Below are 26,952 nucleotides of genomic sequence, written 5' to 3'. Positions count from 1 at the left end.
TGGCACGGTCACGCCGCTCCCCCCGTCTTCACCTGCTGCACGGCCACCGCGATCGGGCGACCGGTGTCCCGGTCCACGACCACCGCGCGCACCGTCTCGTCGGCGCCCGGCACGTCGCCGCCCGCCTCCCGCGTCACCCGGACCCGCAGCACCGCGCCCGCGTCGGCGTTGCCGAGGTACGCGATCCGCTGGTCCAGCACGACCCGGCCGAGGAAGCCCGCGTCGCTGCCGCCCCGGTGCCGCCACAGCCGCACCAGCGCCCAGTCCACGATGGAGAAGTAGGCCGCGAAGTACAGCAGCCCCACGCCGTTGAGGTCGCGGCTGACGTCGACCGGGTAGTCCAGGGTGAGCCGCGACCGCTCGTCGGCGGGTGGTTCGGCGGTCAGCAGCGCACGCAGCTCGGCGTGCGCCCGGCGTGGCGAGTGCTCGCCGGGCAGGGTCGGCAGGTGGGCGTGCCGGAAATCCACCGGTGAGGCGCTGCGCAGGTCCTCGTTGCCGCCGGACGCGCCGCGCACCACCCAGCGGTTGAAATTCTGCGCGTACAGGCAATCCGGGTCGTCGAACGCGAAGAACTCGTCCGGCTCGACACCGGCGGGCGCGCCCGTGCCGCGGCGGATGCGGTGCAGCGTCAGCACCGACTCGCTGCCGAACCCGAACACCCGGGAGTCGACGCGCAGCAGGTCGCCGAACGTCAGGCCACGCACGTGCGTCGACTCGCTGCCCCGCACGTGGAAGTAGTGGAAGGCGAGGTAGGTCGGCGCGCCGCGGCTGTCCCGCGCGGTGTACGCGTTGGTGTCGCACACCGCGCTGACGGTGTCCCAGGTCCAGTCGCCGATCCGACCCACGAACAGCGAACCGGGACCGCACATGCCCGGCCGGACGACGGTGGTGCGCGTGGTGGCGTCCGGACCGGTCCGGACCAGTTCCGGCGTGAGCGGCGTGCTCATCGGACCACCTCCGGCGCGACGTGCTCGGCGATGAACGCGGACAGCACCCGGTTGCACCGCGAAGGGCTTGTCAGGTAGGGGAAGTGACCCGCGTCGGAGATCTCCGCGTACCGCGCGCCGGGGATCGCGCCGTGCAGCAGGTGTGCGGTCTTCAGCGGGATGACTGTGTCGTGCCTGCCCTGCACGACCAGCGTCGGCACGGACACGTCGCCGAGCCGGTGCAGCAGGTCGGGCCGCGCGGCGAACACGTCCAGGTAGCGCAGGCCGATCTGCGGGTCCATGCTCTCGCAACGCAGCAGCGTGGCCTCCACGGCGGCGCGCTCGCGCTTGAGCCGGTTCGACCCGCCGCCCTCGATGGTGCGGTCGAGGTCCTCCGCCGCCACGACAGCCAACCGGTTGATCTCGCCGACCCGGTTGCCGATCTTGTAGGAGCTGCCGAGCAGGGCCAGCGACGCCGTGCCGGACGGGAACTCCAGCGCGTAGGTCAACGCGACCAGGCCGCCGAACGACGCGCCGACGACGTGCACCGGACCCTCGACGCCCAACTCGCGCAAGGCGTCCCGTTCCAGCGCGGCCAGTCCGGGCAGCGTGATGTCGGGCGCCGCGGTCGTGCCGCCCACACCGGGGTGGTGCGCGCTGATCACCAGGTTCGTGCGGGACAACCCGGCGAACTGGTGCGCGAACACGCCCGCGCCGATGTTGAACGGGTGCATCAGCAGCACCGGCGCGCCCTCGCCCGCCGTGAACACCTCCACGTCGACGCCGTCGACGGAGACCAGCGTGCGCCGCACGTCCGGGCAGTGCTCGCGGAGCACCGCCTCGTTGTCGTCACTGGGCTTCCGCTCGTCGCGCAACGCGTGGCGGACGTCCTCCGGCACGCGCTCCACCGGCTGGTAGACCGCTCGCGCGGCCTCGCCCGGCGTCCGCACGCCACCGGTGACCAGTTCCACCGCGGGGGTGTCCCCGGCGACCAGCTCGGCGACGCGGTCCGCGATCGCCGCCGCGTCCGCCGGGCTGAAGCCCGCGGGCACGGCGAGCCGGACCGCGCGTGAACCCGCCGACAGGTGGGGCGCGCCACGCACCCCGGCGCCCAGGTACAGCCACGCGAGGAAGGACATGACGGCGTGCTCCTGGTCGGCGAACGCGGGCAGCCGGTCGACGTCGACCAGCACGCAGTGCCCGCCGACCGGGTCGACCACCGGCACACCCCGGTCACGCAGGCCGCGCGCCAGCTCCGCCACCGCCGCCACCCGGGTCCGGACCAGGGCGGTGACACCGTCCCGGTCCGCCACGGCGGCGGCGATCAGGTCACGCGTGGACCGGTCCACGTCCCAGCCACGCCTGCGCACGTCCTCGTGCAGGCGGGCGGCCAGCTCCGGGTCCCGGGTGGCGACCAGACCGCCGGCCGCGACCCCGAAGTCCTTGGAGAGGCTGAACGTGGCGGTGTCGACCGACGAGAGCAGTTGCCGGGCGGCGGACCACGGGTCGTCCGGGTCGAGGGCGAGGGCGTTCTCCAGGAGGCGGCTGGCGTCCAGCACGAGGGGTACGCCGCGCTCACGCGTGATCCGCCGCACCTCGGCCAGCTCGTCCAGCCCGAGCGGCAGGCCGCCACCGGCGTTGTTGGACGCTTCCACCACGACGAACGACGTCCGGTCGTCCACGGCCCGCGCCACGGCGGTCGGATCGAGCCGCCGCCCGTCCCCGACCGCGACCGGCTCGAAGCCGACGTCGGTCAGCGACAGCAGCCAGGTGGGGAACACGGCGGTGTGCACCACCGTGCCGCGCGGGCCGGGGAAGTTGCGGCACACCAACGCCTCCGCCGACCGGCCCGACCGGGTCGGCAGCACGTCGGTGAAGGGCAGCCAGTCGTGCGAGCCGAGGTCGGGACGCGGCAGGCCGGTCAGGTGGCGGGCGCGCTCGGCCACGAACCCGTCGACCCGTTCGGCCCAGGAGTCGGTGAGCAGGTCGACCGGGACCAGCTCGGTGGGGATGGTGAGCGCGTTGTGCCCGTGCCCCGCCAGCACCGCCCCACGACCCGCCGTGGTGGTGATGTCGGACGCGCCGTCGCGCACCTGCGTCCCGGCCGCGGTCGGGACGGGGGCCTGCGGCGTGGCACCCGCGGTCGGGACGGGGGCCTGCGGCGTGGCGCCGGCGGTCGGAGCGGACCCTTGCGGCGTGGCACCAGCGGTCGGGACGGGGGCCTGCGGCGTGGCGGTGGCCGGCGACGGCGCGCCGGAGACGGGCCGACGCGACGCGGCGGCCGTGGGCGGCGCGGTCGAGGTGCGCACAGGCGCGGGCGGCTCGGCCGAGCTGTGAGCAGGGTGGAGCTGCGCGGCGGCGGCCTTCGTCCCCGGCGATGTGCCACCGGGCCGGGTCGGCTCGGCGGGAGCCGGGGCTGCGGGCGGCGTGCCGCCGAGCCCCGTCGGTGCGGTGGCTCCCCGCTCCTCCCCACCGCGCTCCTCCCCACCGCGCGCCGTCACAACGCCCTCGTCGGCACCCCGTCCCCCGGTCAGCTCCGGGTTGGCGATCATCAGGATGATGTCCGTGACCGACGTCCGGTCACCGGTCGCCGGGCCGCACAGGTAGATCGGCGTGTTGGCGGTGCGGAACTTGTTCTTGAACTGGAAGTTGCCCGAGCCGAACACCCCGATCGAGTGCAGTTCCTCGATCGCCGCCGCCACCTCCGGGTCCGCGTTGGGTGACTCGGTGATCGCCACGCCGAAGCTCGCCCCGAAGCTGAACGACGTGCAGCCCTCGGCCGCCGTGCGCCGGATGATCTCCACGATCGCGTGCTCCAACCCGCCCGCCGGCATGGAATCCGGGTAGAACTCCAGGTCCAGCAGGTACCCCTGCTCCGACGGGATCCTCGTGACGATGATCGCGTTCACGAGTTCGTCGTCCACGTGCGTCAGGAACATCCGGTGCCGCGGGTCGAGCCGCCCGGTGCGGATCTCCTCGCGCACCACCCCGACGTACGGGTTGACCATCTGCTTGTGGTCGCCCCACGAGTCCATCAGGCCGACGATCCGGTGGTCGGTCGCCGGGTCGTCGCCGACGCGGTACTCCTCGCACCGCACCGCACCGGCCCGCTCGAACCGGCCCAGCAGGTACCGGAGCCTGCTCATCGCGCCCCCGGACGTGGTGAACGCCGACAGGTCGTCCAACCGCTGCACCGCGCCGAACGGCGTCGCGGTCACCGGTTCGCCCGCGACCTCGGTCAGGTGGATCAGCGACAGGAAGTTCGGCCGGAGCCCGGCCCGCCGCGCCCAGGCCATCCAGTCGGCCACCAGGTCGTGGAAGTGCGCGTGATCGCCGACGAAGCTCCACGCGAACAGGTCGTCACCACGCACCGAGAAGTTGACGTAACCCTCGCGTGCCGTGTCCAGGAACGCGTACGGCGCGATGTCCCGCCCGGCGAGCCCGCCTTCCTTGGCGTACCGGCGATCCAGGTCGGCGACCAGCGCGCCCAGCTCGGGGTGGTCGGGCAGGCGCCGCTTGCGGAAGACGGCCGGTCGGCCGGTCACCAGCGCCGCGGACTCGATGTCCCGGGCGCCCCGCACCGCCGGACGCGCCTCCCGAGTGTCCCGGCCCGCCAGGAAGCCGGTCAGCTCCGCCATCGTGGGCCGGTCGAACAGCAGCGTCTTGGGCAGCGCCCCGTATCGGCTCTCCAACGCGGCGATGGCGCGCAGCATGTCGAACGACGTCAACCCGTTGTCCGCGAAGGAAAGGCTCTCGTCCAACGGCCGTTCCAACGCCTCCTCGACGATCTCCGCGACCGGCGACCGCTCGGAAACGGGCGCGGTCCCACCGATCAACGCGGCCAACGCCGCCACGGTGTCGTGCTCGTAGAGCTGCGCCGCCGTCAGCTCGACGTCGAACGCGGCCATCAGCGACCGGGCCAGCTCCATCCGGAAGATCGAGTCCAGCCCCAGGTCGGAGAACGCCGTGTCGGCCGCCACCGCGTCGACGTCCGTGCCGAGGATCTTCGCCACGGACTCCCGGATCACCTGTTCCACCGATCCGTCCACAATGGTCACCGGCTCTTCGACCGCCACCACCGGCACGACGTCGACCACGGGTGCCACCGGCACCGACGAACCCCGTGCCGAACGCGGGTCGCGCAACACCAGCTTGCGGCCCGCCGGGGCGAGCTGGTCGAACCAGAACGGCGTGGCCGCGAACGGCGGCACGGGCGCGGACACCCGCACCGGCGGCGTCGGCCACCGGGCCGCCCAGTCCACGTCGGCACCGGCCAGCCACGCCGCGGTGTCCTCGTCCAGCCGGGGTTCGGCGTCACCGGTCAACACGGCCACCGCCTCGGCGCGGTCCGCGACCACCGCCGCGAACCGGTGCCCGAGCGCTTCGCGGCCGGTCTGCAACGTGAAGCACAGCCGGTCGAGGTCGCGGTCCACCGCCAGGTGCCGGGCCACCCGCGTGCGGTACTCGGCCAGTGCTCCGGCGGAGTCCGCCGACAACACCAGTCGCCACGGCCCGATCCCCCCGCCGACCGGCATCTCCGGGGCGGACTGCACGACGACGTGCGCGTTCGTGCCGCCGAACCCGAACGACGAGACCCCGGCGACCCGGTCCCCCACCCACGGCGCCCGCTCGGCGACCACCCGGAACGGGGTGCCGGCCAGCCGCACGTACGGGTTGGGCGTGCGCTGGTGCAGCGTGGGCGGCAGTTCGCCGTGCCGCATCGCCAGCAGGACCTTCAGCAGGCCCGCGATCCCCGCGGCGGCTTCGAGGTGGCCGATGTTGGTCTTCACCGCGCCGAGCCCGATCCGCGCGTCGACACCGCCGAACGCCTTCTTCAGCCCCTCCACCTCGATCGGGTCGCCGAGCCGCGTGCCGGTGCCGTGCGCCTCGATGTACGACACGCGTGCCGGGTCGACACCGCTCGTCTCGTAGGCCCGCGCGATCACCCGCGCCTGGGCTTCGGGGTTGGGGGCGGTCAACGACGGCCCGCGACCGGCGTGGTTGACCGCGCTGCCGCGGATCACGCCGATCACCTGGTCGCCGTCCGCGAGCGCCGCGCTCAGCGGCTTCAACAGCACCACACCGCAGCCCTCGCCGCGGCCGTACCCGTCGGCGGCGTCGTCGAACGTGCGGCACCGCCCGTCGGCGCTGAGCATCCCCGACGACTGGAAGGCCACGAACAACCCGGGGCTGAGCAACACGTTCACCCCGCCCGCCAGCGCCACCGAGCACTCACCGGCACGCAGCGCGCGCACCGCCCGGTGCACGGCGACCAGCGAGCTTGAGCACGCCGTGTCGATCGCTTCGCTGGGGCCGCGCAGGTCGAACAGGTACGAGACGCGGTTGGCGAGGATGCAGTCCGCCAGGCCGCTCGCGGTGTGTGCTTCGACGGGCACGTTGTGCGCGTGCAGCAGGTCGTCGTAGTCACACGCCGAGACACCGACGAACAACCCCGTGTCGGTGCCGGCCAGGTCGTCCGGCCGGTAGCCCGCGTCGGCGACCGCCTGCCAGGCCGTCTGGAGGAACAACCGCTGCTGCGGGTCCATCAACGCCGCCTCGCGCGGCGAGATCCCGAACCGCCGGGCGTCGAACGACCGGACGTCGTCCAGGAAACCCGCGCGCACACCCGAAACCGCCGGGTCGCCACGCAGGTCGGTCCGGTCCTCGGGCACCGGCCGCACCAGGTCGTCACCCGCGACCAGGTGCTGCCAGAACGCGTCGAGGTCCGGCGAGCCGGGCAGCACGCCCGCCATGCCGATCACGGCCACCGCGTCGTCCACGGGCGCGTCGGCCACCCGGTCCACGGCAACTCCGGGCCGCTCGGTCGGGACCAGGTCCCGCAGGTGCTCGGCGAAGGAGGTCAACGTCGGGCGCTCGTAGAACACCGTTGGCAGCAGGTCCAACCCGAAGCGCTCGTTGACCTCGTTCGTCAACCCGGTCAGCGAGATCGAGTCGAACCCGAGGTCGAGCAGCGCGAGGTCCGGGTCCACCTCCTCCGGCTCCACCAGGAGGAAACCGGCGGCGAGGACCCGCAATTCGGCGTCCACGTCGACCGGCGCACCGACGTCAGCGGTCGCGGCCTCCGCCGCGGGCCGCACGACAACCGGGTCCGATCCGGTGGCCGGGTCACCGGTCGCGGCCCCCGTCACCGGCCGCACGACGGCGACGACCGGTTCCGAACCGGTGGCCAGCCGGTCGAACGCGCGCAGGGCGTCCGCCGTGCCCAGCGGCTCGCTGCCCCAGCGCCGGGCGAACAACCGCCGGGTCTGGTCGTCCACGACCATGCCGCCGTCGGCCCACAACGGCCAGCACACCGAGACCAGGCTCGGCGTGGTGGCGGCGGACTCGTCCAGGAACGCGTTGGCGTAGGCGTAATCCGCCTGCCCCAGGTTCCCCGTGCGCGCCGCGACCGACGAGAACAACACGAAGAACTCCAGTTCGTCGTCACCGAGCGCGGCCAGCAGGTTCCGCACGCCCAGCGTCTTCGGCGCGAGCACCGCGTTCACCCGCTCCGCGGTCTTCGCCACGGCCCGCTGGTCGTCGTGCACACCGGCCGCGAACACCACGCCGTCGATCCGGCCGTGGGTGGCCTTCACGTCGTCCACCAACCGCCGCACGTCCGAAGCCACCGTCACGTCGGCGTCGGCGCGACCGGTCACCACCACGGCCCGCGGCGCGCGGGTGGCCCGCAGGTGTGCGGCGACGTGCTCGCCGATCACACCGGTCCCGCCGACGACCAGGTACACACCACCGGTCCGCGCGGGACGCCCGGCCGCCGGGCGGAACCCGACCATCCGGCGTTCCTGCCGGACGCCGTCGACGTACCGGACCTCGCTCACCCTGGCCTCGGGCGCGCCGGTGACGTGTCGCAGCTCGTCGGGGTGCGGCTCGCCGCCGTGCACGACCACACCGGAGAACCCGCTGTGCTCCAAGGCGAGCGTCCGCAGCGCGGCGGCCGCGGCGGCGTACGCGGGTCGCGCGTCCGGGCACACCACGACGATGCGCAGCAGCGCGCCCGGGTCCTCGGTCAGGCGGTCCACGGCGGTGCGCAGCACGGCGTGCAACGACCGGTCGATCTCGTCGGCGAGGCCGTCCGACGTGGCGGGCAGCCGGAGCACGACCGGGTCGGGCGTCGCGGGTCCGGTCACCGCCAGCGGTGCGGGCACCCATTCCGGGCGCAGGTAGGTGCACGGGTCTTCGTCCGCGGTGACGACGCGCAGGCCGTCCACGGCCAGCAGCACACGGCCGTCAGCGGCGGCCACGCGCAGGTCGAACCGGCGTTCTCCGCTCGGGGCCGCGGTTTCCACCGCGTGTGCCCACATTTCCGTTGGCAGCGTGCCGGTTCGGGTGAGCGTGGCGAAACCGACCGGCAGCTGCACGCGGTCCGGACCGGGCAACGCCGCCAGGGCTTGGAACGCGCCGTCGAGCGCGAGCACCCGGTGGTCGGCGGTGATGCGGGCGAGCACTTCCCGTTCTCCCACGCGCACTTCCCGCAGCACGCGCATCCCAGCGCCGTGTGCCAACCCGGCCGCGCGCATGGCGGCGTAGAGGTCGTCCGGTTCGACGGTGTCCGAGCACCGCGTGCGTACCGCGTCCAGGTCGAGTGTTTCCGGCTGCGGAACTGCTGTGGTGCAACGGCCCTCGGCGATGGTGAGCGCGCCGGACGTGACGGTGAACCGACCGCCCGACACCACCGTGACGGGCTCGGGCCCGGAGTCCAGGTGCAGCGGCGCGGGCCACCGCACGTCGCTCAGGGTGCACGCGTCACCGGCGCAGACCTCCTCCAGCGCCGCCGCACCGGGCAGCACCCGGCGCCCGGCCACCAGGTGCTCGGTCAACCACGGCCGCTCCACCACGTCGGTTCCCGGCAACCACAACCGCTGCCTGGTGAACGGGTACGGCGGCAGGGACACCCGGCGCGGGCGGACCGACCACAGGCGGCGCCAGTCGACCGCGATCCCGTGCACCCACACCGCGGCGAGCCGGTCGAGGTCCCGGCGGGCCAGCAGATCGGTCACCAGGCCGCCGTCCTCGGCGAACAGCTCGCGACCGGGGTACTCGTCACCGATCGCGGCCCGGTGACCGCCGTCGCCACGCAGCGACGCGCACAGCTCCGCCAGGTCGGACACGACGACCGCGAGCCGGTGCGGCAGCTCCGCCCGTCCCACCTGGGTCGTCCAGGCCAGGGCCGGGAGGCCGGGCGCGTGCCGCTCGACGTGGTCCGCCACAGCGGTGGCCAACGCGTGCAGCTCGTCCGGCGTGCGTGCCGACAGGAGCACCGCGTGCCGTCCCACGGCGTCCACCTCCGGTGCTGCCGGGTTCTCGTACCCCGACAGGACGACGTGCGCGTTCGCCCCACCCGCGCCGAACGAACTCACCCCGGCCCGGCGTGGCGCGGTCCACGGCACGGCCTCGGTGGGCAGCGTGAACCCGGGCGGCAGGTCGATGCGCGGGTTCACGGTGTCCAGCGACGCGCAGGGCGCGATCGTGCCGTGTTCGAGCTGGAGCAACACCTTCGTCAGGCCCGCGATGCCCGCCGCGCCCTCCAGGTGCCCGATGTTCGCCTTGACCGACCCGACCGCGCACCGCGCGTCGTCACCGAGCGCCTTGGCCAGACCCGCGATCTCGATCGGGTCGCCGAGCGCGGTACCGGTGCCGTGCGCCTCGATGTAGCCGACACCGCCCGGTTCCACGCCCGCCGACGCGAGCGCGCGCGTCACCAGTTCGGCCTGCGCGGTGGGGTTGGGCACGGTGTAGCCGCCGGTCTTGCCGCCCGCGTTGAGCGCGGTGCCCTCGATGACCGCCCGGATGTGGTCGCCGTCGCGCAACGCGTCGGCCAGCGGCTTGAGCAGCACCGCGCCGACGCCTTCGCCCGGCACGAACCCGTCGGCGCGCTCGTCGAACACCTTGCACGCGCCGTCACCGGCCAGCATCGTCATCGACGACAGGGCGATCAGGTGTGCCGGGTGCAGCACCAGGTTCACGCCGCCCGCGATCGCCATCGAGCACTCGCCGCGCCGGATGCTCTCGCACGCCAGGTGCACCGCGGTCAGCGACGACGAGCAGGCCGAGTCCACCGCGAAGCTCGGCCCGGTCAGGTCGAGCGCGTAGGACACGCGGTTCGCGATCGACCAGTACGACGAGTGCCCGTCGGTGAAGCGGCCACGCGGCCAGCCGGTGGCCGCCGCGATGCGGCCGTACGAGCCGTACATCGTGCCGACGAAGACCCCGGTGTCGCGGACGTGCCCGGAGCCGAGGTGGCCCGAGTCCTCCAGCAGCAGCCACGCGGTCTCCAGGAACAGCCGTTCCTGCGGGTCCATCGCGGCGGCGTCCTTGGGCAGGATGCCGAAGAACGCTGGGTCGAACCGGTCCACGTCGGTGAGGAAGCCACCCCACCGGCCATAGGTGTGCTGCGGCTTGCCCTTGCGGGGGTCGAAGTGCTCGCGCCAGTCCCAGCGGTCGGCGGGCACCTCGGTGATGGACGTGACGCCGGCGACCAGGTTGTGCCAGAACTCGTCCAGGTCCCGCGCTCCCGGGTAACGCCCGGCCAGTCCCACCACCGCGATGCCGTCCACGGGTGGCCGCACCTCCGTGGTCGAGCGCGTCGGGGTCGGGATCGCGGCCGGGATCGCCGGGGCCGGAGTCGCCGGGGCAGGGGGCGCGGAGGCCGAGCCGGGCATAGCCGGGGTCGGGATCGTCAGGGTTCCGATCGCATCCGCGTGCCGAGCGGCGAAGTGCGCGGCCAACTGCTCGATGGTCAGGTGCTCGAACAGCAGCGTGGCGGGCAGGTCGCCCAGGTCCGCCTCGAACCGGCGGACGATCCGCTGCCCCACCAGCGAGTCCACGCCGAAGTTGTCGAACGTGACCGAGTCGTCCAGGTCGGCCGGCCGGTACTTCAGCACCTCGGCGAACACCCGGCGCACGTAGTCGCGCACCGTCGCACCGGCCGTCGCCACCAGGACGCACTGCTCGTCCGGGCCTCCCGGCATCCCGAGCACCCGCACGGACATCCCGGCCTCCGCGAGCGCCGACCGCCAGCCGGCCGGGGACAGCAGCGGCGAGTGGGGCAGCCGCCGGTGCCCGTCGGTGAACCGCCACCAGCCGGGCAGCAGCCCGAACGTGGCGGTCAGGAAGTCCGACGACCTGGTGACCTCGTTGACCAGCAGCACGCCGCCGGGCTTGAGGAGTGCGCGGGTGTTGCGCAGCACGGCGACGATGTCCGCGGTGGCGTGCAGGACGTTCGTGGCGAGCACGGCGTCGTAGGAGCCGGGCTCGAAGCCTTGGGCGACCGGGTCCTGCTCGATGTCGAGCACCCGGAACGCGGTGTTGGGGAACCGCGCGCCGAACGCCTCCTCACCGGAGCGCAGGAACGCGGTGGACACGTCGGTGTAGTCGTAGTGCGCCCCACCGGCCGCCGCGAGGGCGAACGCGGAACCCGCACCCGTGCCCGCGCCGACCTCCAGCACCCGGGCCGACGGTCCCGCGACCCGCGCGAGTTCGTCCGCCATCAGCCGGTGGTGGAAGTCGGCCGCCTCCTGACCCCGGTACACCGCGCCCACGAGTTCCGCGGAACCGCCCGGGAACAACACCTCGGTCGGCCGGGTGCGCCCGGCGAGCACGTCCGGCAGGGCGGAGACGCAGCGCGTCAGCAGCTCCACGTGCGGCGCGAGATCCGGGTGCCGCGCCAGGACGTCGGCGGCGGACAACCCCGCGGCCGGCGTCGCGGCGGCGGCTCGCACGGCGGCGTGCAGGGGCGTGTCGCCGGTACCGATCGGTGTGGCGCGCAGCAGGTCACGCGCCAGCCCGTCGAGAGCCGCGAAACCAGCCCGGGAACGAGCCAACCCGTCCGCCTCGCGCTCGCCGGCCGAGCCGCCCGCGTCCGCACTCAGCGCCACCGATCCACCGGCACTCCGCGCGCCCAACCCCGCCGAGCCGTCCCCACCCAGTGCCACCGAGCCACCAGCGTCCCGCGCACCCGGCCCCGCCGCGCGCACACCCAACCGCGCCAGGCCGTCCGGGTCGCCCTTCAACACGGCCACCTGCGGGTGAGTGCCCGCCAACGCCTGCTCCAGCGCGGCCACACCCTCGGCGGGTTCGATCGACCCGATGCCGAGCGCCGCGAACCTGGCCGCGTAGTCGGCACGCGCCACCACGCCGACCGAGCCCCAGAACCCCCAGTTGACCAGCTTCACCGGCACACCGGACCGGTGCAGGGCGAGGGCGTAGGAGTCCTCGAACGCGGTCGCCGCCGCGTAGTTCCCCTGACCCGGCGCGGGCGTGAAGGCGAGTGCCGACGAGAAGACCGCCAGGAAGTCCAACGGCTCCTCACGCAGGGCTGCCGCGAACGCCGCCAGCCCCGCGACCTTGGGCCGCAGCACGGCGAGCAGGTCGTCCTCGGACATGGTGGCCAGCGACCGGTCCCGCAACGTGATCGCCGAGTGGATCGCACCGTCGACCGGGCCGAACGCCTGCCGCACGGCGGCGAGGGCGTGCCGCACCGCCTCCGCGTCGCCCGCGTCGGCCTGGAAGTAACGCACGTGCTCGCCGAACTCGCCCACCAAACCCCTGATCCGGGCGTCCTCCGGGGAACGGCCGAGCCACGCGACCCTGGCGCCCCGCGTCCGGACCAGGTGCCGGGTCACCTCGACACCCAGCCCACCCGCACCGCCCAGCACCACGTACACACCGCCGTCCCGCAGCGGGACCGGCGCGTCCGACGCGGGCAACGGCTCCAGCACGCGGACCAGCCTGCGGTCACCGCGCACGGCCACCAGCAGGTCGGCGCCGTGCTCGCGGCGGATCGCGTCCGCGTATCCCGCCGGGTCGTCCACGCCGACGTCGACGCAGGTCACCGACCACTCCGGGTACTCGCCGGCGATCGCGCCCGCCAGGCCGACCAGACCGGCGGCGTGCGGGTGCACCGGCCCGCCGTCCACGGCCTGCGTGCCGGGCACGACGAACACCAGCGTCAGCGGCACCCGGCCCGCACCCGCGTCGACCAGGTGCCGGACCAGCCGGAACGCGTGCCGCACGGACGCGTCGTCCTCCGCCGGCCGCGCCGGGTCGTCGGGCCTGGCGAGCACGTAGACGGTGTCGAACCGGCCCTCGGGCAGCTCGCCCAGCCGCAATGCCACGTCGGGCCGCAGCGCGGCGGCCAACCCGGCGTCGGCCGCGGTGTGGACGACCAACGTCCGCCCGGCCGGACGCGCGTCCGGTGCGGCCGTGGGTCGCCACACGGGCTTGTACAGCAGGCTCTGGCGGTCCGCGGCGGGACGCAGCGCGACGCCGTCCAGCCGGGCCTTGATCACTCCGGACAGGTCCGTGAGCACCACGTCGAAACGATGGGTGTCACGACGAGTCACGTGCACACGCGCCGACGAAGGCAGGTCACGGTCGGCGTGCGCGGAGTCGATCGCGAACGGCAGCAACGGTCGTGACGCTTCCGTCAGCAGTGACGCGATCGCCTGCATCGCGCCGTCCAGCACCTGCACGTCGTCGCCCGGCCGCGCGTGCAGGGTGGCGAGCGCTTCGCCGTCCCCGACCACGACATCGGTCAACACCCGGAACGTCGGCCCGTACCGCAGCCCGGCCCGGTGGAACGCCTCGTACAGCGTGTCGCCCGCGATGTGCCGGGTGCACCGCGCTTCGACGGCGGCGAGGTCGAGCGGCGATTCGGCCGCCGGAGCGGGACGGGCCTCCGCGACGGCGTGGACCGCGCCGCCCGCGGTGAGTTCGAGCCGCCCCTCGGTGCCCAGCGACACCGTGACCGGGCCGGTCACCGGAACCGGGCGCAACCACGTCACGCCCGTCACGCGCGGCGCGTGACCGGTCGCCCGGCGCAGGAACAACGCGCCGGGCAGCGTCGGCACGCCGGCCACGACGTGGTCCGCCACCACCGGGTCGCTCGGGTCGAGTCGCGGTCCGCCGACCCAGAACCGGTCGCGGGCGAACGGGTAGGTGGGCAGCGGCACCCGGCGCCCACCGGTCGGCCAGTCCACGTCCTCGCCCGACTCCCAGCGGCGGGCCAGGTCGTGCCGGGCGGTGGTGCCCGGCGTGGCCCCGTTCTCCAGCTGCCGCACCAGGTCCGCGAGGTCTTCGGCGACGAACGCGGCTCGCGCCGCCAGGTGCGCCCGGCCCGACGAGAGAGTGGTGGCGACGTCGTGCAACGCCACGTCGGCCGTCTTCAGGTGCGTGGCGAGCCGGTCGACCTGGGCGCGCAACGCGGTGGCGGTGCGCGCGGACACCGGCACGACCGCCGCCCCGACGGCGTTCCCGGCCTCCCGGACGGGAGCCTCACCGACGACGACGTGGCAGTTGGTGCCGCTGAACCCGAACGAACTCACGCCCGCTGCCAACCGGTCTCCGACCCACGGCGTCAGCTCGCGCACCACGGGCAGCCCGGGGATCGGGTTGCGCACGTTCGGCGTGGGCGGCAACTGCCGGTGGCGCAGCGCGAGCAGCACCTTCAGCAGACCGGCGATCCCCGCGCTCATCGTGGTGTGGCCGATGTTCGCCTTGACCGAGCCCAGCGCGCACTCCGGTGACACGACCTGGCGCAGCGCCTTGACCTCGATCGGGTCGCCGAGGTTCGTGCCGGTGCCGTGTGCTTCGACGTAGGACACCGGGACACCGGCCTTCGCGTGCACCTCGCGCAGCAACGCGGCCTGCGACGTCGCGCTGGGCGCGGTGATGCCGTTGGTCCGCCCGTCGCCGTTGACACCGCTCGCCAGGATCACGCCGTGCACGTGGTCGCCGTCCGCCAGCGCCCGGTCCAGCCGCTTCAGGAGCACCGCGCCGACGCCTTCGCCCAGCACGATCCCGTCCGCCGCCTCGTCGAACGGCAGGCAGCGGCCCGCGGGCGACAACATCCCCGTCTGGCTGGTCCACACCTGCATCCGGGGCGTGCACATCACGGCCACCCCACCGGCCAGCGCGGTGTCGCACTCGCCGGAGAGGATGCTCTCGCACGCCAGGTGCACGGCCGTCAGCGACGAGGAGCACGCGGTGTCGACCGCCATCGTCGGGCCGGTCAGGTCGAGCTGGTAGGCGATGCGGGCGGGCAGGATCGAGCTGGCCGTGCCCAGGAACGCCTCGCTGGTGGTGCCCACGCCCGCCGCGTCCAGCAGTCGCGTGTAGTCGCCGGAGGCGCAGCCGACGAACACGCCGCACCTCATCGCCCGACCGCCGTACCCGGCGTCCTCCAACGCGGCCCACGCCTGCTCCAGGAACAGCCGCTGCTGCGGGTCCATGGCCTCGGCTTCCAGCGGTGAGATGCGGAACAACGCGGCGTCGAACGCGTCCACGTCGTCCAGCAGCGCCGCCCACCGGCTGCGCGTGGTGCCCGTGCGGGCCGGGTCCGGGTCGTAGAGGGACGTCAGGTCCCACCGCTCGGCGGGCACCTCGCGGATGGACGACACGCCGGCGGCGAGGTTGCGCCAGAACGCGTCGAGATCCGGCGCGTCCGGGAACCGGCCCGCCATCCCGATGACCGCGATCCGGGTCGACGCGTCACGACCAACCGCCTCGGCCGGGGCGGGGGATCGGGCCGCGGAGGACACGCTCGCTTCGCGCGATTCGATCGTCAGCACGAGATCCGGTGGCCCGGCGGGTGGCGTCGTGACCGGGGTTTCCGCCGGCGTCTCCGGGACAACGGCGTGCACCGCGGGCAACGACACCCGCGCGGGTTCGGGTCGCGGGGAGGTGGCCTGACGACGCAGGGCGGCCCGCTCCCCCATCGCCGACCGCACCGCGCCGACCAGGTCCGGCAGCGTCGGGTGGTCGTACACGGCGACCGAGTCGAGTTCCGTCCCGAACCGCCGGTTCAGGTCGCGGACCAGCTCCACGGCGCCAATCGAGTCCAGGCCCAGGTCGGAGAAGCTGCGGTCCGCCACGACCTCGTGCGGCTCCAGGTACAGCAGCCCGCCCAGGACCTCGCGGATCGCCGCGCCGATATCGTCCGCCACGCGCCCCTGGTCCGCCACGCCATCCACGACCGGCGCGGCACCTGTGGGCGCAGGACCAGTCGGCGCGGCACCGGCCGGCTCGACGCTCGTCGGAGCGGCCCCGGTCAGCGCGGCCCCGATCGGCGCGGCACCGGCCGGCTCGACGCTCGTCGGTGCGGCATCCATGGGCACGGCGGTCGGTGCGGCGTCACGGAAGCCCTGGACCTTCGCGAAGTGCTCGCGGACCATTGCCGCCGATTCGTCGCCCAGCACCTGCCGGTGCATCCGCACCTCGCTGGCGATGATCTCCGGCAGGTCCCGCAGCACGCGGCCCGCCAACTCGTCCTTCAACACCCGGATCACCGAGGCCGGGCGGTCGGCCATCGACCTGGCCAGGTCGAGCGCGGCGGGCAGCACCTCGTCCCGGGGCAGCACGGTCACGTTCACCCCGCGCCGCCGCAGCTCCTCGCCCGTCAGCGAGCGCCCGGTGAGCAGCATCTCCTTCGCCAGCGCCGCACCGAACCGCTGCTCCAGCACGTAGGTCGCTCCCATGCCGGGCGTGAAGCCGTACTTGGCGAAGTTCGCGCTGTAGACGGACTCCTCCCCCAGCACGACCACGTCGCCGTAACACGCGAACGCCAGCCCACCACCGGAAGCGTGCCCGGCCGCGGCCACGACGACCGGCCGCGTGCACTTCAGCAACCCGTCGTAGATGAACGACGCGTCGGTGAACGTCCCGGCACCCTCGGCCAGCGTCTCCAACGCCTCCGGTGTGCCACCCATGCTGAACACCGAACCGCTGCCGGTCACCACGACGGCCCGGACGTCGTCCCGCCGCTCGATCTCGCCGAAGACCGCCTTCAGCCCGTCGAGCAGACCGGGGGTGAACATCGTGGACCGCATGGTCACCAACGCGATCCCGTGCTCCAACAACCGGAACTCGTACTCCTCGCCCGCGACGGGTGCGGGCGCGGATCGGGCCGCCCACCCGCCGAGCCAGCACCTCTCCTCACGCAACGGGTACCCAGGCAGCGGCACGCGGTGGGGGCGTTCGCCGAGGTGGCAGTCAGCCCACGCCACGTCGCCGCCACCAACCCAGTGCCGAGCCACCGCGTGCAGGTCACCCGCGTGGAAAGCCACCACCGGATCGCCGACGGGCACGCCTTCGACCACGACGTCGGGTGATTCCGCGCCACGCGCGTACGCCGTCAGCGCGGCACGCAGCGCGACCGAACCCGAAGCCACCACCGCCATCCGGACCGCCATCGCCGTCCGACCGACCTGCGTCGTGTAGGCGATGTCCCCGATGGGCACGTCCACGGCCAGGTCACCCACCGGCGTGTTGTCCGTGACGCCCGTCAAAGCGTCCGCACCGAACAACTCCACCAGGTCCGACCACTCAAGCCCGAGATCACCGACCGTCGCCGACGAGTCCACTTCGGACACCGCGACACCGAGCAGCCCGGCCACCGCGTCGATCGCCGACCCGCTCGGCAATCCGGCGGCCAGCGCCGCCGCGTAATCCCGGAGTTCTTCGGCGGTCCGGGCGGACAGCACGACCAGCGCGGGTTCGCGGCTCACCTCGCGTGGCGCGGGAACGTACTCCTCCACCAGCACGTGCGCATTGGTGCCACCAGCGCCGAAAGCACTCACCCCGGCGCGCAACGGCGTGCCACGCCAGGGTTCCAGCACCCGCTGGACGCGGAACGGCGTGGCCGCGAAGTCGATGTGGGGGTTCAACTCCTCCGCGTGCAACGACGGCACGAGCGCCCGGTGTCGCAACTGGAGCAACACCTTCGTCAGACCCGCGACACCCGCCGCGCCCTCCAGGTGCCCGACGGAGGACTTCACGGACCCGATCGCGCACGAGCCCGCGGGCAGCGGCGTCCCGTCGAACGCCTGCCGCAGTCCCTCCACCTCGATCGGGTCCCCCAGCGACGTCCCGGTCCCGTGTGCTTCGACGTAACCCACGGTCGACGGGTCCCACCCCGCGGCCCCCAGCGCGCGGCGGATCAACGCGGCCTGCGAGCCGGGGCTCGGCACCGTCGCGCCGGCGGTCCGACCGGTGTGGTTAAGCGCCGTCGCGCGGATCACGCCGTGCACGTGGTCGCCGTCCGCCAGCGCCCGGTCCAGCCGCTTGAGCAACACCGCGCCGACACCCTCACCGGGCACGTACCCGGTGCCGTCCCGCCCGAACGCACGGCACCGGCCGTCGACCGACAACCACTGCCCCTGCGCGAGTTGCAGGTACTTCTGCGGGTGCACGGTGACGTTGACCCCGCCCGCGAGCGCCATGGTGCACTCACCACGCCGGATGCTCTCCACCGCCAGGTGCACGGCGGTCAGCGACGACGAACACGCGGTGTCGACGGCCATGCTCGGCCCGGTCAGGTCGAACGCGTGGGACACCCGGTTCGCGATCGAGCAGTGCATGGCGTGCGGGGCGACGCCGTCCTCCGCGCCGTCCACCAACTGGTAGTGGTTCCACATGGTGCCCGCGTACACGCCGACGACCTCACCGCCGAGCGATTCGGGCGCGTAGCCCGCGTTCTCCAACGTTCGCAGGCACGTGGTGAGGAACAGCCGTTCCTGCGGGTCCATCCGCTCGGCGTCCCGGCGGGAGATGCCGAAGAACGCCGGTGCGAACCGGTCGACGCCGTTGAGGAACCCGCCCCACTTCCCGTACGTGCGGCCGGGAACGCCCTTCGCGGGGTCGAACAGGGCCGCGTGGTCCCACCGGTCCGCGGGCACCTCGGTGACGCAGTCCGCACCGGCCGCGAGGTTGCGCCAGAACTCGTCCAGGTCGTCCGCACCGGGGTAGCGACCCGCCATGCCGATCACGGCGATCGCGTCGTCGTCCGGGACGACGGGTTCCGCTTCCGGGGTATCCGCGATCGGCAGCAGGGTGCGGATGCGTTCCGCCACACCGTGCAGCACCACCAGCGACCGGTGCGGCGCGGCGAGCGCGGCCGGCAGCAGCGCGAGCCCTTGCCGCGCGGGCATGGGTGTCTGGCCGGTCGCTTCCCCGGACCGACGCACCACGTCCTCGGAGACGGTCATGCCGCCATCGGCCCACAACGGCCAGCCGATGACGACCACCCGCCCTTCGACGTGCTCGACACACGCGTTGGCGTAGGCGTAGGCGGCCTGGCCGGGGTTCGCCACCGACGCCGACGCCGACGAGAACACCGCGAGGAAGTCCGGCTCGTCGCCCGCCGTGGCGGCGACGAGGTTGCGCAGACCGTCGAGCTTCGGCGCGGCGACCGCCGCGAGATCGTCCGGGGAGCCGCGGAAGAACAACCCGTCCCGCCGGACCCCGGCGCAGTGGAAGACGCCGTCGACACGCCCGAATTCGGCCCGGACCGCGTCGACCGCGCGCCGCACCTGTTCGGCGTCGGTCACATCGGCCGTCACGACGTGCACTTGGCCGCCCGCGCGCTCGCACGCCTCGACCAAGGCCGGGTCGGGAGCGGTGCGGGACAGCAGGGCGATCCGGGCGTGGTGGCGCTCGGCCAGGTGCTCCGCGAGCAAGCGGGCCAACCCGCCGGAACCACCGGTGACGAGGTAGACGCCCTCGTCCCGCAGCGGTCGGGCCGACCGGTCCACCGCCACCTCGTGCCACCGCCGGACGTACCGCCGACCCGCGCGGTAACGCACCTCGGGCTCCGGGTCGTGGGCCAGCTCGGCACGCACCGCGGCCGCCACGTCACCGGGCCGGTCCACGTGCGCGAAACGGCAGTGCAACCCCGGCACCTCGGCGGAGATGGTGCGGGCCAACGCACCGGTGCCCGCGCGCTCCGGCGTGAGCGGCGCCGAGGTCACCACGAGCAGATCGCGTGGCCCGGCGTCCACCAGTGCCGACGCCGCACGCCACAACGCCGCCGCCGGGTCGTCCGACACCAGGACGACCGGCCCGGGTCCCGTCGGCAGCTCGCGGACGGCGGACAAGCCGGGCACCGGACCGTCCGCGACGACCGTGAACGCGCCCTGGTGCGCATGGTTGGCCGGGGAGGGCACCCAATCGTCCACGAAGGTCAGTGCCGTGCCCCGAGCCACGTGGTGCGCGGACAGGTGCGCGGTGAGGGCGTCGATCGTGCTGTGCTCGAACAGCAGCGTCGGGTACAGCTGCTCGCCGACCAGTTCCTCCAGTTCGCCGGTCAACCCGAGCAACGCGACCGAGTCCAGGCCGAGGTCGTAGAACCCGACGTCGGTGGCGACCTGTGCGACGGGACGTCCCAGCGCGGCGGCGACCAGGTCCCGGACCCGGTCGGCCAGGTCGTCGGTCGGCGGGGGCGTGACGTCGTCCAGCAACCGCCGGACCAGGCCCGGTTCCCGGATGCGCTTGCACGTCAGCCCGGTGAACGAGGCCAGGAACCGGCCGTCCGCGTCGTGGACGGTGTAGTCGGTGGTGACGACGTCCCCGGAAGCCGCCAGCCGTTCCGGTTGCGACACGTGCACCAGGCACTGCGCGGGCAGCGGCTGGGGTGCACGCAGCTCGCGGACGAACATGGGGACGAACGGGTCGTCCGTGGGCATCGCGAGCTGACCGAAACCGGCGAGCGTGGTGGCGTCGAGCGATGCCGGGTGCAGGTGGAACGCGTGAGCCGGGTCCTCCACCGCGCGGGTCAGCTCCGCCAGCAACGCGCCGCCGCCCAGGTGCAGCACGCCTTCGCACTTCATCGGGGCGCCGTGCTCGATGCCTTCGCGCACCGCCCGGCGGTAGAGGGAGGCGACGTCCTCACGACGGGTGGCCGCCGCCCGCACCGCCGCCGGGTCCAGGGCAGGCGGTAGCGGGTCGTCGGTCAGGCACACCAGGCCGTGCGCGTTGTCGTGCCAGTCGGAGACGGGTTCGCCGCCACGCAGCCAGCGGCTGCGCACCGTGAACGGCCGGCCCGCACCGTTCTCCTCGCCGACCGCCAGCACGATCTCGCGGTCGTGGCCCTCGGTGGTGACGATCGCCTCGGCCAGCACGGTGTCGCGCACCACCAACCGGGCAGGATCCCAGCCCGCCGCCATCGCGGCCCGGTAGACCAGGTCGAAGAAGACCACGCCGGGCATCACGGACACGCCGTGCAGCCGGTGGTTTCGCATCACGAAGTCGTCGTGGCTCAACACCACGCGGCACTCGAAGCCGGTCATCGCGTCCTCCTTTCCGGTTGGCGGTCAGTCACGGGTGACGAGGTCGAACCGCATCAGCGAGGCGACCAGCGGGGCGGTTGGCGGGGCGGCCGGCAGGGCGGTTGGCGAGGCGACCAGCGGCGCGGCCGGCGGGGCGGCTGGTGTCAGGCCGGGCGCGGGCGGCGTGGCGGCCGGCGCGGATGGCACCGGGTCGGGCGCGGGCGGCGTCGTGCCGAGCGCCGGTGGCGTCGGACCGGGCGCGGGCGGGTCGGGCAGCGGTGCCGGCAGGCCGGGTGCGGTGGTGCCCGGTGACTCGGGCCGGGGGTCCAGCCAGAGCCGCTTCCGGTCGAACACCGGGCGTGCCAGCGGGACCCGCACCGGGGTGTGGGGCGGCGCGGCGCTGGCGACGAGGTGCGCGTTCGTGCCGCCCAAACCGAACGAGCTGAGCCCCGCGACGCGTTCCCGCCCCGCCGGCCAGTCGATCGCGCGCGTCGTCGGCCGCAGCGGCGAGCGTGCGAAGTCGAACCTCGGGTTCGGGGTGTCGCAGTGCAGGGTCGGCGGGACCACGCCGTGCTCCAGCGCCAGCACGACCTTCACCAGCCCCGCCATCCCGGCCGCGCTGAGCAGGTGACCGATGTTGGACTTGACGCTGCCGATCTCGATCGGGCCCGGCACGCCGCCGAACACCTCGTTGAGCGCCCGCAGTTCGATCGGGTCCCCGATGAGCGTGCCCGTGCCGTGCGCCTCCAACACCGAGATCTCGGCGGGCGTGCGGCCGGCCGCGGCGAGCGCCTGGCGCACCACGTCGGCCTGCGCGAGGGGGTTGGGCGTGGTGACGCCCATGGTGTGGCCGTCGTTGTTCACGGCCACCGCGTCGATCACCGCGTGCACCCGGTCACCGTCGGCCAGCGCCGCCGCCAACGGCTTGAGCAGCACCACGCCGCAGCCCTCGGCCGGGACGAAACCGTCCGCCCGCTGGTCGAACGTCCAGCACCGGCCGGTCGGCGACAGGGCACGCGCGGCGCTCAGGTCCAGGTACGACTCGTGGTCCAGCAGGACCTCCACCCCGGCGACGACGGCGAGTTCCGACTCGCCCGCGAGCAGGCTGCGACTCGCCACCTGCACCGCCACCAGCGACGACGAGCAGGCGCTGTCCACCACGAGGTTCGGTCCCCGGAAGTCGAACTGGTGCGCGACCCGCGCGGCGATGAAGTTCTGGTCCGACCGCAGCACGTCGGACCGCACCGGCACCCGCCGGCCGTAGTCGGACAGCCGCGCGCCGACCACCACCGCGACCCGCTTGCCGCGCAGCTCGTCCGCCGTGCGGCCGGACGCGGCCACGCACTCCGCGGTGCCCTCCAGCACCAGCCGGATCGCCGGGTCCAGGCAGCGGGCCTCGTCGTCGTCCATCCCGAAGTACGCCGGGTCGAACCACTCGATGCCGTCGACGAACCCGCCCCACTTGCTGATCGAGCGGCCCAGCGCGGGTTCCGGCGACCACCAGCGGTCCACGTCCCACCGCGACGCGGGCACCTCGCCGACCGCCGACCGCCCGTTGACCAGGTTGTCCCAGAACGACGCGGTGTCGTCGGCACCGGGGAACCGGCACGCCACCCCGATCACCGCGATCCGCCCGTCGACCACCGGGGCCGCGACCGGTTCCGGGGGCGCCGCCGGCACGGGCGGCGCCTCGTCCAGGCTCAGGTCGAGGTGCGCGGCGAGCCGTTCCAGGGTCGGGTGCAACAACAACGTCGCCGGGTCCAGCGGACGCCCCAACCGCTCCTCGACGCGCACCAGCAACTCGCCCAGCAACACGGAGTCCACGCCGAGGTCACCGAACTCCGCGGTCGGGTCCAGGTCCCGCTCCGGGATGCCGAGCGCCGCCGAGAACAACCCCACCAGCCACCCGCCCGACGACACGACCGGCACCGGTGCGACGGCCTCCACCGAGGAGGGCGCCGGTTCGAACAGCACCGGCTCGGCAGGTCCGGGCTCGGCCGGCCTCGCGGAGATCAACGCGTCCGGGTCCGGCGGCGCGCCCAGCGGCGGGCACGGCAGCACGACTTCGCCGACGGGCAACGCCAGCACCCGGTCCAGCACCCGCAGCCCGGCGGCGTCGTCCAGCGGCCCGATCCCCGCCGGCGCGCACGGGTTCGGCAGGGTGCTCGTGGAGCCGGTCTGCGACCACTGCGGCCAGTCGACCGCGCGGAACTCGGTCCGGCCGGCCCGCACCAGGCCGCGCACCAGGTCGTCCACCGCCATGTTCGCCGCCGCGTAGTCGCTGACGCCGGCCGCCAGCGACGGCACCGCGGCGCACACCGACGAGAACACCAGGAAGAAGTCCAACCGGTCGGCCGCGCACAACCGCACCAGCGCCTCGAACCCGTCGAGCTTCGGCTCAAGCACCGCCCGGATGTCGGCGACGTCCTTGTGCACGAACGCGGGAGCGCCCCGCGTCGCCACGCCGGCGCAGTGCACGACGCCGCGCAACGGGCCCAGTTCGGCACGCACCCGGTCCAGGAACCGGTCCACACCGGTGAACCCGCCGCCGTGCCGGAGCACTCGAACACCCCTGGCGCGCAAAGCACTCGCCGTCTCGTCCGAGTCGCGCACGCCGACCAGCGCGATCGCCCGCGCGCCGTGGTCGGCCAGGTGACCGGCGACGAGGGCGCCCGTGCCACGCGTCCCACCGGTCACCAGGTACGCGCCCGCCGGGTCGCAGCGCGGCGCGGACCACGGTGCGTCAACCACTTCCAACCGCGGCCGGTGGCGGACACCGCCCCGGTAACGCACCTCGCCGAACGGGTCACGCCGCCCCCACTCGGCCCGGATCTCGTGGTGCACCGCGGATCGCCGGTCGGTGTCCAGGACAGTGGCGCTCACCCGCGCGTACTCCGCGCCGATCGCCCGCACGAAACCGGCGGTGCGCACGTCGTCGCCCGTGACGTGGACGATCCGCAGCGGAGACCGCGGCCGACGCGCCAGCAGTCCGCGCAACACCGCCACCCGCGTCTCCCAGGACGGCCCGCCGGGCAGGTCCACCAGACCGCTCACCTCGGGCGTGCGGTCCAGGACGGCGGCGAGGTCCGCTTCGTCCCGGACGGCCGTCGCGCCGAGCGCCGCCACCGCCTCCGGGTCGCCGCCGACGCACAGCACGGCGCCGTGCGGCAGCGCGGGCGCGGGTGTCGGGTCCGGCGTCCACACCTTGCGGTACAACGGGGTTTCCGGCGTCGCGCGCTCGGGGAGCCGGCAACGCACCCGCGCGAACGGGTAGGTCGGGAGTTCCACGATCGACCGGCCCGGGGCGTGTCGCCGGGCCCAGTCCACGAACCCACCCCCGACCCAGTGCCGCGCGAGGTCCGCCAACGAGGCGGTGTCGGGCAGCACGTCCGACGGGTCGACCGACGCGGGCGCGCGCCCGAGCAGGACCCGGGGGTCGGTGCGGTAGGACTCCAGGCACTCGCGCAACGCCGCCACGTCCTCCACCACCACGGCCAGCCGCTGACGCAGGTGCTCCCGGCCGACCTGGAGCGTGAACGCGATGTCCGCGAGCGCCGGTCCGCCCCCGGCCAGCAACGCCGCGGCGTGCTCGGCCGCCGACCCGGCCACCTCACCGGCCGCGATGCTCCGCAACGCGGCCATCAGCCGCTCCGGCCCCGGTTCCCGGTCCGACCGCAGGTGTTCCGCCAACCGCCGGACCACCTCGTCCAACCGGTCCGCGTCGTAGGCGGACAGCACGACGACCTGCGCGCCGGTCGGCGCGGGAGCCGGGGTGGTCGCGGGAGGCGCGGCGACGACCGCGTGCGCGATGGTGCCACCCGCGCCGAACGAGCTGATACCCGCCACCCTCGGCCCGGTCCACTCCGCGCGGGTGCGCTGCACGCGGAACGGCACCGAGTCCCAGTCCACGTCGGGGTTGAGCCGGTCGGCGTGCAGGGACGGCGCGAGCACGCCGTGCCGCAGTTGCAGCACCACCTTCGCCAGGCCCGCGAGCCCGGCGGCGGCCTCGGCGTGGCCGATGACCGACTTCACCGAGCCGATCGGCACGCTGCCCGCCGGGAGGTCGCCGAACACCCTCGTCAGCCCGTCGATCTCGACGGGGTCGCCGAGCGCCGTGCCCGCGCCGTGTGCCTCGACGTAACCGACCTCGGCGGGTTCGGTCCGGGCGTCGTGCAACGCGCGTCGCACCACGTCGGCCTGCGCGGCGGGGCTGGGCACGATGTAACCGTTGGTGCGCCCGGCGTGCACGACCGACGTGCCCCGGATGACCGCGTGCACGCGATCCCCGTCCGCCAACGCCCGTTCCAGCGGTTTGAGCAGGACCACGCCGACGCCCTCGGACGGCACGAACCCGTCACCGCCCGCGCCGAAGCTGTGGCTGCGGTGGTCGGACGCGGTGAGCGACATGCGGTCCTGCTGGATGAACTTGTTGGGGTGCAGTGAAAGGCTCACCGCGCCCGCGATCGCCAGCTCGGTCTCGCCGCGACGCAGGCACCGCACGGCGAGGTCCAGGGCGACCAGCGCCGACGAGCACATCGTGTCGACCGTGAGGCTGGGGCCGCGCAGGTCGAAGCAGTAGGAGACGCGGTTGGCGATGCCGCCCAACGTCGCGCCGGAGTCCTGCGGCGACCCGAGGAGCGTCTGCTCGACCCCGAAGAACGGGTACTCGTTCCACATCGCGCCCGCGTAGACGGCGACCGACGACTGGTGGCGCGTGCGCAGCCGGGTACGGGGGTATCCCGCGTCTTCCAACGCTTCCCAGGTGACTTCCAGGAACTGCCGTTCCTGCGGGTCCATGAGCGCGGCGTCGCGTGGTGTGATGCCGAACAGCAGCGGGTCGAAGCGGTCGACCTGGTCGAGGTAGCCGCCCTCCATGAGGTGCACCGGCCAACCGGGGCGGGCGCGGTCGGCGGGGTGCGGACCCACGCAGTCCCGACCGCCTTCGAGGTTCGCCCAGAACTCGCGCAGCCCCGGCGATCGCGGGAAGCGACCGGCGATGCCGATCACCGCGATCTCGCCGTGCGCGGCGTGATCAGCCCTTGCCGGAGCCTTCTCCGCGGCCACCCGGGCACTTGCGGGCACCGTCTCGCCATGCGCGGCGGGCGCGGGGGCCGCCGTCCCTCCCCCCGGCACCGGCACATCCACCGGTTCCGCCTCGCCGGGCGCGGTCGGCGCGGTCCTGCCGTGCGCGGCCAGGGCGTCGGCGACGGCGGCCAGCGTGCTGTGCTCGAAGAACAGGGTTCGCGAGCGCTCGCCGAGGTCCCGCTCCAGCCGCGCGTTCAGCTTGCTGATCACGAAGGAGGACAGGCCCAGGTCGGTCAGCGGAACACGGGCGTCCACCGAGGTTCCCGGCAGACCGGACTCCTCCGCGTACGCGCGGACCAGGTAGTCCAGCAGCTCCGGAGCCGGAGCGTCCGAGCCGAACGGGTAGGTGGGCAGCGGCACCCGTCGCGCGGGCACCGGCCAGTGACGACGCCAGTCCACCGCGCGACCCGCGACCCACTGCACCGCGGCGTCCACTTCGGTACCCGGCTCGGGTCCGGCGGGCGCGGCTCCGGCGACGCCGTGCGTCACCGAGGCGTCGTCCCGCCCGGCGAGGAACGCGGTCAGCCCGTCGAGGAGTTCGCGGACGGTGCCGCAGCGGATGGCGAGCCGGTGCCGCAGGGGCGTGCGGCCGACCTGCGACGTGTAGGCGATGTCGGCCAGGTCCGGCGGTTCCGCGAGGCCGGCGAGGTGGTCGCGCAGGCGCTCGGCGGACCGGCGCAGCCGGTCGTGCCCCGCAGCCGAGAGCACGACCGCGCGCGGTGGTCCGAGTGGATGCGTCACAACACCTGCCCCGTCTGCGAAGTTCCCGACCGGCGGTTCGCGGCCGACGCCCACGCTAGGCAGCCGGCGGCCCGCCAACCGCTCAACACTGAGCAGCCGCACGCGGATGGTCCGGAGGCTCAGAGTTGAGCAGAATCCAC

Annotated in this window: 3 protein-coding genes; all 3 read right to left on the bottom strand. The window is 74.0% G+C overall.

Annotated elements, in window-relative coordinates; all coding sequences use genetic code 11:
- Nucleotides 1-8 precede the first annotated feature (8 nt).
- The 3 genes from KZQ38_RS24505 to KZQ38_RS24490 are packed head-to-tail and all read right to left on the bottom strand — an operon-like array spanning nt 9 to nt 26,812.
- Entirely contained in the window at nt 9-947 is a 939-nt protein-coding gene (locus KZQ38_RS24505; RefSeq protein ID WP_219444860.1) for an LnmK family bifunctional acyltransferase/decarboxylase, read from the bottom strand.
- The gene (locus tag KZQ38_RS37225) at nt 944-21,007 is read right to left on the bottom strand and encodes an SDR family NAD(P)-dependent oxidoreductase (protein WP_308258573.1); all 20,064 of its coding nucleotides are present in this window, start codon (nt 21,005-21,007) and stop codon (nt 944-946) included. Before KZQ38_RS37225 ends, KZQ38_RS24505 begins: the two co-directional genes overlap by 4 nt.
- A 24-nt stretch (nt 21,008-21,031) precedes the next feature.
- Nucleotides 21,032-26,812: an SDR family NAD(P)-dependent oxidoreductase gene (locus tag KZQ38_RS24490; protein ID WP_219444859.1), complete on the bottom strand. Its 5,781-nt coding sequence runs from the start codon at nt 26,810-26,812 to the stop codon at nt 21,032-21,034.
- Between the last annotated feature and the right edge of the window lie 140 nt (nt 26,813-26,952).

The organism is Saccharothrix obliqua (assembly GCF_019375475.1).
Taxonomy (GTDB): Bacteria; Actinomycetota; Actinomycetes; order Mycobacteriales; family Pseudonocardiaceae; genus Actinosynnema; species Actinosynnema obliqua.
Note: the sequence above shows the minus strand (reverse complement) of the source record. Positions and strands in the feature narration are given on the sequence as shown.

Excerpts from the sequence above, each read along its gene's own strand:
- KZQ38_RS24505 (WP_219444860.1), bottom strand. The coding sequence starts at position 947 with ATGAGCACGCCGCTCACGCCGGAACTGGTCCGGACCGGTCCGGACGCC.
- KZQ38_RS37225 (WP_308258573.1), bottom strand. The coding sequence starts at position 21,007 with ATGACCGGCTTCGAGTGCCGCGTGGTGTTGAGCCACGACGACTTCGTG.